We start from the raw sequence: 12,799 nt of genomic DNA on the forward strand, positions 1-12,799 counted from the left end.
AAATTGGTAGGATCGCTTGGATCGGTCTTTACACCTCTTTAGATGAGTATTGCCGCACGCTGCAAGTTTTTCTGCTGCCTTCTGCCCTCTTGTTTGTGCCTTCTCCAGGCAATGAGTTCGGTGATCTCGTTGGTCAGTCTACTTCTGCGCCCGTCTGTGGCTTTGGCTCAACCCTCTCAAGAGGTGCGATCAGATCAGAACACCGTCGGACAAATTCTAACTCCTGTTCCACTCTGTCCAATTCGGTTGCCAGCCAGCATTAATGAAGTGCTTAATCGTCTACCTACCACGCGGTGGGGCATTTTGGTACAAACCCTGGATACTCCGACCAGTCGCTTTACCCTGTATGCCCAAAATCCAGATAGACTCTTGATTCCCGCCTCAAATAACAAATTGTTGACGACGACAGCAGCATTACAACAACTAGGAGCAAACTACCGCATTCGCACCACGGTCACTGGGAACGATCGCAGTTCCTCTTTATCAACTTTGAGAATTATCGGTCGGGGTGACCCCAGCCTGACGACGGCTCATCTCACCAGGCTGACTCAACAATTGGCAGAGCGTAACATCCGGCAGGTAGCGTTATTAATTGGGGATGATACCTATTTTCAAGGAACATCAACCAATCCCAATTGGGATCCAGACGACACTTTGCAGGGCTATGGAGCACCCGTCAATAGTTTGATGCTAAATCAGAATGGGATTGGGGTCACGCTGTTCCCGCAACGAGCAGGGCAACCTTTACGGGTGCAATGGGATGACCCCACAGATGCTCAAACCCACCGTCTGGTCAATCAGTCTGTAACGGTTGCCAAAGGGCAGGATGAGTTTGTGGAGGTTTACCGCGATCGCACCGATGGTTTCTTGATCCGGGTGGAGGGACAACTGCAGGAAGGATCAGCGGCTGAACCTGTTGCGGCCTCGATCGCCAATCCTGGCAACTATCTGGTAGATAAATTTCGTCGTGTTCTGCTGGCCCATCAAATTGATGTAGCGCGATCGACCGTCGTCAAAATCACTCCGACTCCTCCCGGTGAGGTCGAGTTGGCGGCTCTGGAATCTCCTTCCCTGGCCGACATGCTGAAGGAAACAAATCAGAACAGCAATAACGTCTATGCCGAAGCGCTACTGAAAACTTTGGGAAGGCTACAAAACCCTCACACTCAGGATGCGACTGCTAGCGGAATTACAGCCGTGAAAGCAATTCTGGCCCCTTTAGGCGTAAATCCCAATCATTATCGGATGGTAGATGGCTCTGGCTTAGCGAATCAGAATCGAGCTACTGCTAGTGTTTTAGTACAAACTTTGCAGGCGATCGCGCAAGCTCCCAATGCCCAGATTTTTCGAGCTTCCCTGCCAGTGGCAGGAGTAAGCGGCACATTGCGCGATCGCTTTCGGGGCACCGCTGCTCAGGGACGCTTGCAGGCCAAAACTGGAACGATTACCGGAGTGGTTGCCCTATCAGGCTATTTAACTCCACCCAAATATCCCCCTTTAGCCTTCAGCATTCTTGCTAATGACCCAAAAATCTCAGCCTCCCGCCTCCGGGCTGCTGTAGATGAAATTGTGCTGCTGCTCACCCGCTTGCAATCGTGCTAAAGCTAGCTCTCTACCAGCTAAAATGCTGGGATCTTTGGGATCTTTGTTGAGGAGCAATTATTGTACCTGCAATGGGCAGAGCGAGACTCGAACTCGCAAGGATTTCTCCGCCGCATTTTGAGTGCGGTGCGTCTACCAATTCCGCCATCCGCCCTGAGATAGCTTCCTCATTATACAGGACAGGGTTAACTTTCGCGTATCGCCAATTAAACCTTATCCAAGTCCAAAACCGAAGTTGCTCTGATCGGAAAACGACCGCTCTCTAGCTAGACTTGGTTTAATTGTGTCTCTACGCCAATTCCTAATCCCCAATTCCCGATCTCCAGTTTCTGATTCCTCACCCATTCCTGCATTCCCAACCCGTTTAACCAAAAATTTTGTAACTTTCCGAAATCTCCTGTAATGCCCTTGAAGTATTGAGTGTCCGGAAACAATACTGTCACCAAACGTAACAGCAAGGGGATAGCAAAGGTGGTTTGACGAAGATAGGAAATTTCTTTCAATGACGTTCGCTCCAATACCGCACTGCTGTTCCTTGTAGCCGTTTGGCAGCCTCTCTTGCTAGTTAGACTGCATCGCCCAGTCAAATGGGTCGATCAGACGAGGTGGAACCAGCTTTGTTAGCTGTAGAGTGAAAATCTTCCAGAAATTTGTTGCGATCGCAGAATCCTGCAAATTTCCTTAGATAGCTTTACATCGTTTGCGTGTCTAACTTTTTATTTATTGTCCAGTGTGGGTGGAGTTTTTATCATGATTGATTCGGAAGGCAGAGTCCGTTTACAAGCAGGAATTTCAGTCGATGCTGCCCTGCTTAGCATTACCCTTGCTTGTATCAGTATCGCCTCAATAGGGTTGCTACTCCTAGCCAACAGTGCTGAATCTTCTGTTAAGACTGCAAAGTCAGCTTCTCTGATTGCTGCCCGATCGGTAGCTCAACTGAATCAGAGTCTGCCCGATGGTGTGTATTTATATGGTGAATCACCCAAACCGAATGAAATTGGCAAAGGATACTTTGTTTTTGAGTCCAAGCAAGGGAAGGTCGTTGGAGCATTGTACATGCCTAGTTCTTCCTTTGATTGTGCCAGCGGTTCCTTTCAGGGAAATCAACTCGCACTAACCGTAACCAATAGTTATGATCGCTCAACCAATCCTTTTGCGATCGCTCTAGAACGCAACACAACAGTTGCAGCAGGGGGCAATTCTGTCATGGCTCCTATTGGGTTACAAGGCTTCCACAAGATTGACCAATTGAGCGAAATGGATCAGCGAATTTTGAAGATTTGTAAAACGGATTTGCAAGGCGAACAGACCAGGTAGGCTGTCATTTACCCTTAGGCGTTTACGCGATATGAGATCCTTTTCTCTCATTCCAACCCTTCTCCCTGGGGAGAAGGGTTTTCGGATCATTTTATTTAGAAATTGTTATAGCTTTCTTTTGATCCAGATAATAGTGGAATCGCTCCCGGAATTGCTCCAGAGTCAGGGATTGTGTCCAGTATTCGATGATGGCATGACCAAAAGCCCAGGCATTGCGATCGGACAAGGCAGAATTGTCTAAAAGCAACGGCCAGAGTGTTAACAGGTCAAAGTTAGGCATTTTGGCATTGTCCTGGCTGAGCAGAGAAAACAAATCATAGGCCATTTGCAGTTTGCCGATCACGACGGGCAATTGCTCTACGGGAATTTGCTCAGTCAGAAGCCGACCCAGGATTGGGGTTCCCGTGGTCAGAGTAGAAATGAAGGAAAGTACTGGACTTTTGAGTAAGGTTGCCAACCCCTGTGTAGTTGCCATCTGGAAGGTATAGTGGTCAATGATCTTAGCAGCGGCCACAGTACGAGCCTCCAGATTCCGTAAGAAGCGGGCTAACCGGAGTTGTTTGGTAGGCGTGATCGCCTCTACCAGAGCTAGGGATAAGGCATCGGCTCCCCAAGCAGACCGTCCGGTTTCAGCATCCCAGGTGACCAGGGGCAGCACCAGATCGGTAAATTCCTGAAATGCCTCTGCCCGATGTGTGGTAGCTTCCCGAATCGCAATTTCTTTCGGACGATCGCCCCATTCCCAGTCGTAGGGAGGGTTCCATTCGCGGATGGGACGCAAACGATCAACCTGAGTAACCACGACGATTGTCGGCAAGTCAGGAATTTCAGATTTCACATCCTGCAAAAAGTCCACATCCATCTGCAAGGCTGGATCCAGGGCTGGGGTGACTAACAGCAGTAAATCCGATTGGCTGGCCCCCTCCAACACCTGCTCCCGCAACTCCTGACGGTTAGCCTGTTCGTATCCTGGAGAATCCCATAAGGTTAGAGATTCTCCCGTTTCAGCCTGCCAGTGATAATCTCGAATCACATCTGTACTGGGCAACACATTGACCTCTGCCCGGCGTGCCACAAATAGAGTATTGATTAAACTACTTTTTCCCGCTCCCGTTCGACCGACCAGCAAAATATTGACCGGTTTCTGCTCTAGCGTTTCTGCAGGTTCTACCTGAGACAGGATGTCTCGCAAGGTTTGAGTTTTGGCAGTGGGGAGAGGGGCAGCAGCGATCGCTGTCTCTGAAGTCTCCGGAACGGCCAGTTGACCACTATACAGAGCGATCGCCTGACGACAGAGATTCCTTAAGGCTGCTTCTTTTAACAACTGAGCTAAATTCACCAGTAGTTGCTGAGTGGCCTGATTGCTGTAGCGTTGGGTCGCCCGTTTTGCCACTGCCGCTGCCGGATTCAGTAACCACTGTGCCCAGTTCCATACCTGTAAGAGTTTGCGGGCGGAGGGTTCCAGTTTACGATATACGACATATGCTTGCACCGCCTGAGCAACTGTAACCTGATTCAAGACGGGAGCCAATTTATCCATCCACTGATCCAGATCGTTTAATGTGCCGCGAATCAGCGTATAGGCTTGGGGAACGTAGATATTCAAATAGGGATGCTTGACATCAGGATGGTAAATTTCGGCGATCTCAACCATTAATTCCTGACACCGTTGCCAAAACACTGACCAATCTTCCCAAATAGGGGGATCCTGACGCGCAGCCTCCGACACTTGTTGAAGCACTGCTTCTACTTGCTGAGTTGCACTGCCGCTAAAAGACGGTGTAGTAGTTGCGACTGTGGTTTCCAGTTCTTCGGTGACTTCCTCCATCACCGAGCGCATTTGCTCTAGAGCGGGTCGAGTCCACTGTACCAGCAGCAACCGCCAAATCACCAGCATGACTGTAATCACTGCCCAGATCCAGTTGATTCCCCAGTCGTGAATCTGTACCCCAGCGGAAATCATCAGAAATCCCCCGATCGAAACCAGGGGAAGACTCAAAACCAACCACTGCCACAGCTTTAAGCGCACCATGCACCCCTACCGACTCAGTTATTTCCACAATAAATCGGTTGTTTGCTATTCGTCATTTGTTCTTTGTCGGTGATGGGTGATGAAAAACCAATGACCAGTGCAACTAATGACGGTAGTACTTATCGCCCAGAAGTTAGGTTAAATAGCGGATTAGACTGTAACAGTGATTGCACCTGATTCAGAGGAAACTGGTGCAAAGGGGAGTAGCCAGAAATAACAGCAAGCGCAGTAGTAATGGCAATCGCGTTAAGAATGACGGCGCGTTTGGTGGTGACAGAGTTAGTCATAGAACGCCTCACACATTTTCAGGAAGGGAGCGGGTACTTATAGTTATCGACCACCGATGCCTAAAATATGAGTGATGTGCCAGAAGCGATTCCGTAATAATGATCACACCTGGGCTGCAATGCCGCTGTAAGCTCTAAGCTTCACTATACCCCTGCAGGTTTTCAGGCTTAAATTGGCGCAGGATCCCGGTAGCTTTTCGAGTCAAAGCTTCTGATCCTTTAAAGACGATTAAATATTTTCCTTCCTTGAGACGATTGCGATAAGGGATAACATCTCCGCTTCCAGACGTTAAACCTACTCCACCACCTACAAAAAAACTTCCCAGTGCTCCAGAAACTGCTCCCAACAGACCCCCGATCACATGATTGCCAATCTCACCGGCCCAGGAAAAAGTATTCAGGTTTGTGATCAAGCTGAAGGTAAGCCCTGCCAGGAAGCCAAAGGGGATCAGCCAGAAAGACATTAATTTAGCTAAGCGTCCGGCTCGTTCCTTGGGATCAAGGAGACCATACTCATCGGCACTTTTATATCCCTGGCCCAAAATAGCCGCTTCCGCCATCGGTAGCCCCGCTTCCGCCAACGCTGAAAAAGCTGCCTCTGCCTGACTGCGATCTCTCAATACTGCAACAAGATAATTCATGCTTGCCAATCTCTCCCGTAGTCTCATTGCACCACTATTTAGGGTATCAAGGATTGGAATGCTCAGTTTTGATTTGTTCTTTGTTATTCGTTCCTGGTCATTTGTCTACTGCGAACAGCCACTCATTGAGCCGTGACCGATGGCTAATGACCAATCCAGATTAAAAAAAAGAGCAAGTTCCTGCGATCGCTACCAAAATGCCGTATTGTAAAAAGTCGATTTCCTATCCACTTGCTATGCCTAAGGTTCTTATTTCTGATCCCATTGACCAGGCAGGAATTGATATCCTGTCCCAGGTTGCTCAGGTTGATGTGCAAACTAAGCTGACGCCCGAAGAACTGATTCGGATAATCCCGAAATACGATGCGTTGATGATTCGATCGGGGACTCAGGTTACAAAAGAAGTCATTGAGGCCGGGACTCAACTGAAGATTATTGGTCGCGCTGGAGTTGGCGTAGATAACGTTGATGTGCCCGAAGCGACGCGCAAAGGAATTGTGGTTGTCAACTCGCCGGAGGGCAATACCATTGCCGCAGCCGAGCACACCCTGGCGATGATGTTAGCCATGTCCCGTTACATCGCTGAAGCGAACCAATCCGTGAAAAGCGGCAAGTGGGATCGCAAGAGCTTCATGGGTGTTGAAGTTTATAAAAAGACCCTGGGAATTGTGGGCCTGGGTAAGATTGGCGCTCATGTGGCCAACGTCGCGCGAGCAATGGGCATGAAACTGCTGGCCTATGATCCCTTCATTTCTCATGAACGAGCCGAACAACTGGGGTGCCGTTTGGTCGAACTGGATATTTTGTTGCAGGAAGCGGATTACATCACCCTACACCTGCCCAAGACCCCTGAAACCACCAATTTGATTAATACCGACTCCATTGCCAAAATGAAGCCGACGGTACGGATTATCAACTGCGCCAGAGGCGGGATTGTGGATGAGCAGGCGATCGCTGAAGCGCTGAAACAGGGCAAAATTGCCGGAGCCGCATTGGATGTGTTTTCCAAAGAGCCTCTGGAAGAAGATTCTGTACTGCGCCAACTGGGTAAGGAATTGCTGCTGACTCCTCATTTGGGCGCGTCAACGGAGGAAGCTCAAATTAATGTGGCGATCGATGTCGCTGAACAAATTCGAGATGTGTTACTTGGCTTACCCGCTCGCTCTGCCGTCAATATTCCTGGCCTGCGTCCTGATTTACTGGAACAACTCAGACCCTATCTGCAACTGGCCGAAACCCTGGGCAATTTAGTCGCTCAGTTAGCGGGGGGGCGGGTGGAATCTCTCAACATCCGATTACAGGGGGAACTGGCCACGAATCAAAGCCAGCCGATCGTCATCGCTGCACTGAAAGGTTTGCTATCCCATGCCTTACAGGAACGGGTGAATTACGTCAACGCCAGCCTGGAAGCCAAAGAACGCGGCATTCGTGTGATTGAAACCCGCGATGCCTCGATTAGAGACTACACAGGATCGCTACAGTTATCGGCTAAGGGGGCTTTAGGGGAACACTCCGTAGCTGGAGCCTTGCTGGGAGACGGGGAAATTCGGATTACCAGTGTGGATGAGTTCCCAGTTAACGTTCCACCCAACCGCCACATGCTGTTTACGATGCACCGGGATATGCCGGGGATCATTGGTAAAATTGGTTCTCTGCTGGGCAGTTTCAATGTCAATATCGCCAGTATGCAGGTGGGTCGTAAAATTGTCAGAGGAGATGCGGTGATGGTTCTCAGCATCGATGATCCCCTGCCGGAAGGAATTCTGGATGAAATTCTCAAGGTTGCCGGGATCCGGGACGCTTACACTGTTACGTTGTAAAAGTTAAACCTTTTCCAAGTCCAGAACCGTAGTTTTTTCTATAGGAAGACTGCAGTTCTCTAGCTGAACTTGGTTTACTGAACTTGGTTTATGAGTGTTGAGTGTTGAGTGTCAGTTAATTTCCATCACTCATTCCTCACACCTCATAACTGATAGCTGCATGGCCAATAGCTGGTGGGAAATTCAAATTCTGGGGGATCCGGCTCTAGAAGACACAATCTTTTGGAGGCTAGATCGCTTTGGCTGCCGAGGCACCTGTAGTGAAAGAAAGGGAGCATTTTTCCGAGTACGGGCTTACCTGTCGCAAATCCAGGTGCAACTGCTGGATCTGGCAGCCCTGGCTCTGCTGCTTCGGCAAGATGCGCTATGCGTTGGACTCCCCGTTCCAGGTGTAGAATGGCATCTGATCGATGAAGAAGACTGGGCCAGCAGTTGGAAAGTTCACTGGCAACCACAAGAAGTCGGCGATCACCTGTTAATCTATCCCGCCTGGTTGCCCATTCCTGACACATCAGAGCGTCTGTTACTGCGCCTGGAACCCGGAGTTGCCTTTGGCACCGGGGATCACGCCACCACTCGCCTCTGTCTGGAAGCGCTGGAAATGCGATTGGCCGATCGCTCGATGGCAAAGCACGACCCTGAAGCAGAGCAGATTGTGATTGCTGATATCGGCTGCGGCTCTGGTATTCTCTCGGTCGGCGCTCTCCTGCTGGGAGCCGATCGCGTCTATGCCGTTGATACCGATCCCCTGGCCGTCAAAGCAACCCTGGAAAACCGGGAACTCAATGGCATTGCCCCCGATCGTCTGATCGTTAATCAAGGCAGCATTGAGCGCTTAATTGAAATGACCAATGGCCCCGTTGATGGCATTGTCTGCAACATTCTGGCTGACATCATCATCGATTTGATTCCCCATTGGACTGCGATCGTCAAACCCACCACCTGGGGAGCTTTGAGTGGCATCTTACTGGATCAAGCCAAGCCCGTTGCCGACACCCTGGAAGCCAATGGCTGGTACGTCACTGCCCTTTGGAAACGCCAGGATTGGTGCTGTTTGAATATCCGGCGATCGTAGAGCGTTTTGAATTTTAAGTTTTAAGTGCTTAATGTAGAACCAACTTACAACTGAAAGCTCAAAACTTAAAACTCTTAACTTAGGCAACCATGACCACTCCTTCTATCGCTGACCTGCGTCTCACGTACACTCGTGCTCAACTCACAGAAGCAGATGTGGATCCAGATCCGATACGGCAATTTCAACTCTGGTTTGAACAGGCTCTGGCCGCAGATATTCTCGAGCCCAATGCCATGACTCTGGCAACAGCAACTAAAGATGGGATTCCTTCTGCCCGGATCGTGTTGCTCAAAGGAGTCAGCGATCGTGGCTTTGTCTTTTTCACCAACTATGAAAGCCACAAAGGGCAGGAGTTAGCGGAGAATCCCCAGGCTGCCCTAGTGTTCTTGTGGCAAGCATTAGAACGTCAGGTGCGGATTGAGGGAACAGTCGAAAAAGTTTCAGATGCGGAAACTGTGGCCTACTTTCATAGTCGTCCCCGTGAGAGTCAGTTAGGAGCCTGGGTTTCTAATCAGAGCCAGGTGATCGCCAGTCGTGAGGTTTTAGAGCAGCGTTTGGCAGAACTCAACCAGCAATACCAGAATCAAGAAATTCCTCGGCCTCCCCATTGGGGTGGTTATTGCGTCATTCCCCACATGATCGAATTTTGGCAGGGCCGTCCCAGCCGTCTGCACGATCGCCTGCGGTATCGCCTGGATAATCACCACTGGATCCTTGAACGATTGGCTCCCTAAAGAATGGGAATTAGTGGGGGCTGGTTTAGTCAGTCATGTGAGTTCAGTGCACACGAACTGTTTACAAACCAACCCCTACAGATGCCGTAATCAGGATTTGATGGTGGATCACCAATTGTGGAGCACGTTGTTAGCCACCCTATGCATTTTTACGACTGATGAGTTCCAGTTCCTTGGTATTTAGCTCCAGAATTCTTTGCATATAGGCAACTTCTTGGGCTAGAGTTGGGAAGGTAGCCAGGACTGAAAGCATCGTTGCAAATTTAGACATAGAAACCTGGCAATCTTTTAGAACTTGCACACAGAGGCGATCGTAAAGGCTCTGAACCACCAATTCAATGAATGGTTTGTAGGGAGCTAGCGAAAACTCGCCTCGTTGATACTGTTTCAGGTTCATCCCCCACTGCAAGATGTGCAACAATTGCTGAGGAGTGGCCAGGCGCATAGAAGATTTGGAAACTTCCCAAACTACTTCTGCCAACTTCTGTTTAATGTCTGGTTGGGGAGTTTGCAGATCATCGGCCAGTGTTCTTAAATCAGCCAGTTGTTGGGTTAAAACGGCGGACGAGAAGGGAATCGTGGCCGCTACAATCATGTCTCCGGAGGAACTGATGCTGGAGGCATACCAGGTTTCCAGAGCATTAATCAGGGTATTGATTTCCGTTTGCTTGCTCCAATCCACCTGTCCCAGGAAGAAGGATTCTTCGTAGCCAACAGGAATGCCCTGGAAGTAAATGGGCAGATTCTTCCCAGATTGCTGAATCATGTGCAACGCCACTTCCAGACTTTCCGTTGGCCATCCCAGGCTCCGCACCAGGACAAAGATCAGTTGCTCAGTCCGGGAGAGAATCAGGGAATTCAAGAGCAGATGTACGGCTTCACCTACATTTTGGCCAGCTACATAGCGTTCAGGTGCATGGATGTTAACTGGTCTACCCTGCTCCACCTTGCTGGTGATTTGCTCAATCATGGAACTGTTGTCCAGTATGTGGGTGAAGCGCACCATGCCATAGCGCACTTTCCCTGTTTGAGCCGCGTGGGCAAACAACCATTCACACACCTTCTTGCTGGCGGCATACACCTCACCTGTCCAATAGCGAGAAGCTTTTCCGGTTGAGGAGAAAATACACTGCTCAACATTGAATTCTTCACACAGTTGAATGATATTTTGTGTACCAAAAATATTGGTGGTTACAGTTGTCAGAATGATTTTTTCAGCCACACCTGGAATCCGAATGGCGGCCAGGTGAAACACCAAATCTGGCCTTTCTATTTCAAAAATTTGTTTTAAGGCATCGTAATCCCGCACATCGATCGCGTGCAGGGTGACATTTGGGGCAATACCTGCAAGCGGGGCTGGAGTTTTTCCATCAACACAGCGGGCATTATCAACGGAAATAATTCGCTCAGCTCCCAGGGTAACCAATTTCTGAATCAACTGGTGCCCGACACAACCTTCTCCGCCAGTCACCAGCACCGTTTTTCCTTGAAGTTGCGATCGCACTTCAGCTTCATAAAGATAGAGAGACCGTGTCCAGGCTTCGTTAAAGGGGTCACCTTGCAAGCGGCCAGAGTCTTCATAGTCTTGAATCAGCGCCTGGGTCAATTCTTGTAGTTGGGCCAGAATTTCAGGATCTTGAGGTTCTGGACTGCCAGGAGGTACCAGTTGCTGGATCTGACGAATGATTTCGCTGCCGGTTAATGGTGTAGTTTGCATTGGCTAGGCTCACAAATGAGGTGAAGCTGCTTCATGACATGATTCCCAAAGTTTAGATCTGGAGCCATGTTTCCTGGCAATAAACCAGCCTTAACCTAACTAACTCTTTAAGGGAAATTTCCTTAAACTAAGATTCCATAAATTCACGGAATTCCTTTGTTTGGAGTAAGTAAAATCTGGCATTTAAGGTAAATAAATTCTGGGAGAAGTAATGCAAATCTTAGAGGGCGTTTGAAAAGTTTGCAAAGTATCTGGCGGTTAAAACCGCAACTACACTCACCCAGTCTGCCGACGCAGACTCAATACAATCAAGGTTTTCAGTAACCTGCGTCGGCAGGTTTTCTCGGTATAGCCGCGACTTCAGTCGCCAGGGTGACAAAGAGACAGGCCTTTAAAACATCCTCTTAAGGGCGAGCTCGGTAGCGATGGCGACGAATCAGGAAATCAGGGAGGTCGATTCTGGGGCTGCGGGAGACTGATGGAGCAATAGGTTCTTCCGTAGTATTACTGGTTACCGTTTGTAAGGTAGTCAGTAGTTCTGCGACAGGTGCAGGTGGATTGGGAAGAAATTGTTCCAGCAGTTGTTTGATCCGAGCGAGATAGCTTTGCAGACTGTGGTAACGGTCTTTCCAATGTTGCACAGCCGTTTCATACTCACTGGACTGTTGGGCTTGCTTGAGAATTTGCTCCTGCATCACAGCCGCCTGAGCTTCTAGTTCAGTAATGCGGATTTGATAGCGATCGCGGATTTGCTCTAGCTCCTGACAGGTATGTTGCAACATTGCCTGAGCTGTAGTCTGTTTTGAAAGTTGAGTTTCTAATTCCTGAATCTTGCAATAAGCCGCAAATAACTCTCCTTCCAGAGAAAAGTCTGCAAGGTCACCTACCGACCGTCTTACGGTATAAGCCTGGAAGGCATCAATCAGAGCTTGCTGCTCTTGCAAAGCAATATGAGCGCGATGCAGTTCGGTTTCCAGTTGGTGAATCGAGGCTTCTTGCTCAGTCAATTTCTGCATCAGGTCTGGAAAGCTGGCCTGGTCTAGCAGGGTGGTCTGGTCTAAAAGACTGAGTTGTTCCGCAATACCATGCCCACCTCCACTTGCTGCACAGGGATGGGGCAACGGATCTTTGCACCGAGGCGAGGGGGAGCAAGACTGGGAGGAGGTATCCTGAGGGTGGCTCTGTTCAGTTTCCCCTTGCTGGGCGGCGAATCGTTGTTGTTGCTGCGCTAGTTGTTGCTTGAGTTGAGTGATGGCTTGCTGTTGTATGTTGGCAATTTCTTCCGTGGAGGCTAATTGGGATTCCAGAAATTGCTGATTTGCCAACTGAGAGCGGAGTTCTTCCTGAAAGGCCAGGGATTGATCGAGAGCCTTTTCCAGATGGTGAATCCGCTCAGTTTGCCCCCGTACCTGCGATCGCAACTCGCTTAATTCAGTCATCACAGACTCGGCCACAGAATCTGCCTTCTCTGAGTGAAAGCGATTCTCCGGCAATAAGGCACTATCCGGTAAGCCCGGTTCAGCCACTCAGAACCTCCCAAGTGTCATTAAGATGCTACCTTAGCAAATTACTCT

The 12,799-nt window shown here is 49.4% G+C and carries 11 protein-coding genes and 1 tRNA gene; 5 read left to right on the forward strand and 7 right to left on the reverse strand.

Going from position 1 to position 12,799, the window contains the following annotated elements:
• The first annotated feature begins 111 nt into the window (after positions 1-111).
• Positions 112-1,602 (forward strand): D-alanyl-D-alanine carboxypeptidase/D-alanyl-D-alanine endopeptidase, encoded by a 1,491-nt coding sequence (gene dacB / locus ACUVQO_RS00670; RefSeq protein ID WP_445923969.1) that lies wholly within the window; start codon positions 112-114, stop codon positions 1,600-1,602.
• A 72-nt stretch (positions 1,603-1,674) separates the two neighbouring features.
• Here dacB and ACUVQO_RS00675 read toward each other — a convergent pair.
• Positions 1,675-1,756: transfer RNA gene (locus tag ACUVQO_RS00675), tRNA-Leu, on the reverse strand.
• A 112-nt stretch (positions 1,757-1,868) separates the two neighbouring features.
• On the reverse strand, positions 1,869-2,105 hold the full coding sequence (locus ACUVQO_RS00680) for a hypothetical protein (RefSeq protein ID WP_445923970.1): 237 nt from the start codon (positions 2,103-2,105) through the stop codon (positions 1,869-1,871).
• Between the two features lie 247 nt (positions 2,106-2,352).
• Here ACUVQO_RS00680 and ACUVQO_RS00685 point away from each other — a divergent pair, with 247 nt between their 5' ends.
• Positions 2,353-2,919: a hypothetical protein gene (locus ACUVQO_RS00685; protein ID WP_445923971.1), complete on the forward strand. Its 567-nt coding sequence runs from the start codon at positions 2,353-2,355 to the stop codon at positions 2,917-2,919.
• A 91-nt stretch (positions 2,920-3,010) separates the two neighbouring features.
• Here the strand turns inward: ACUVQO_RS00685 and ACUVQO_RS00690 are convergent, their stop codons facing one another.
• The 3 genes from ACUVQO_RS00690 to ACUVQO_RS00700 all read right to left on the reverse strand — a co-directional run bounded on the left by ACUVQO_RS00690 (position 3,011) and on the right by ACUVQO_RS00700 (position 5,879).
• Positions 3,011-4,951 carry a GTPase family protein gene (locus ACUVQO_RS00690; protein ID WP_445923972.1) on the reverse strand — a complete coding sequence of 647 codons (1,941 nt, stop codon included), beginning with the start codon at positions 4,949-4,951 and terminating at the stop codon, positions 3,011-3,013.
• A gap of 119 nt (positions 4,952-5,070) precedes the next feature.
• A complete protein-coding gene (locus ACUVQO_RS00695; RefSeq protein WP_445923973.1) occupies positions 5,071-5,238 on the reverse strand; it encodes a hypothetical protein in 168 nt (55 codons plus the stop codon).
• 134 nt (positions 5,239-5,372) lie between these two features.
• Entirely contained in the window at positions 5,373-5,879 is a 507-nt protein-coding gene (locus ACUVQO_RS00700) for a hypothetical protein (RefSeq protein ID WP_445923974.1), read from the reverse strand.
• Positions 5,880-6,115: 236 nt separating this feature from the next.
• On the opposite strand from ACUVQO_RS00700, the gene serA reads away from it, so the two are divergent.
• The 3 genes from serA (at position 6,116) to pdxH (ending at position 9,508) form a co-directional block, all read left to right on the forward strand.
• Complete coding sequence (gene serA / locus ACUVQO_RS00705) at positions 6,116-7,699, forward strand: phosphoglycerate dehydrogenase (protein WP_445923975.1); 1,584 nt, start codon at positions 6,116-6,118, stop codon at positions 7,697-7,699.
• A gap of 160 nt (positions 7,700-7,859) precedes the next feature.
• Entirely contained in the window at positions 7,860-8,774 is a 915-nt protein-coding gene (gene prmA / locus ACUVQO_RS00710; RefSeq protein WP_445923976.1) for a 50S ribosomal protein L11 methyltransferase, read from the forward strand.
• Positions 8,775-8,863: 89 nt separating this feature from the next.
• Entirely contained in the window at positions 8,864-9,508 is a 645-nt protein-coding gene (gene pdxH / locus ACUVQO_RS00715) for a pyridoxamine 5'-phosphate oxidase (protein ID WP_445923977.1), read from the forward strand.
• A 139-nt stretch (positions 9,509-9,647) separates the two neighbouring features.
• Here the strand turns inward: pdxH and ACUVQO_RS00720 are convergent, their stop codons facing one another.
• Complete coding sequence (locus ACUVQO_RS00720) at positions 9,648-11,225, reverse strand: polysaccharide biosynthesis protein (RefSeq protein WP_445923978.1); 1,578 nt, start codon at positions 11,223-11,225, stop codon at positions 9,648-9,650.
• Between the two features lie 404 nt (positions 11,226-11,629).
• Positions 11,630-12,751 (reverse strand): hypothetical protein, encoded by a 1,122-nt coding sequence (locus ACUVQO_RS00725; protein WP_445923979.1) that lies wholly within the window; start codon positions 12,749-12,751, stop codon positions 11,630-11,632.
• Positions 12,752-12,799: the final 48 nt, after the last annotated feature.

The sequence above is a fragment of the Leptodesmis sp. genome, assembly GCF_052746595.1.

Excerpts from the sequence above, each read along its gene's own strand:
- ACUVQO_RS00690 (WP_445923972.1), bottom strand. The coding sequence starts at position 4,951 with ATGGTGCGCTTAAAGCTGTGGCAGTGGTTGGTTTTGAGTCTTCCCCTG.
- prmA (WP_445923976.1), top strand. The coding sequence starts at position 7,860 with ATGGCCAATAGCTGGTGGGAAATTCAAATTCTGGGGGATCCGGCTCTA.
- ACUVQO_RS00685 (WP_445923971.1), top strand. The coding sequence starts at position 2,353 with ATGATTGATTCGGAAGGCAGAGTCCGTTTACAAGCAGGAATTTCAGTC.
- dacB (WP_445923969.1), top strand. The coding sequence starts at position 112 with ATGAGTTCGGTGATCTCGTTGGTCAGTCTACTTCTGCGCCCGTCTGTG.
- ACUVQO_RS00695 (WP_445923973.1), bottom strand. The coding sequence starts at position 5,238 with ATGACTAACTCTGTCACCACCAAACGCGCCGTCATTCTTAACGCGATT.
- ACUVQO_RS00720 (WP_445923978.1), bottom strand. The coding sequence starts at position 11,225 with ATGCAAACTACACCATTAACCGGCAGCGAAATCATTCGTCAGATCCAG.
- ACUVQO_RS00700 (WP_445923974.1), bottom strand. The coding sequence starts at position 5,879 with ATGAATTATCTTGTTGCAGTATTGAGAGATCGCAGTCAGGCAGAGGCA.
- pdxH (WP_445923977.1), top strand. The coding sequence starts at position 8,864 with ATGACCACTCCTTCTATCGCTGACCTGCGTCTCACGTACACTCGTGCT.
- serA (WP_445923975.1), top strand. The coding sequence starts at position 6,116 with ATGCCTAAGGTTCTTATTTCTGATCCCATTGACCAGGCAGGAATTGAT.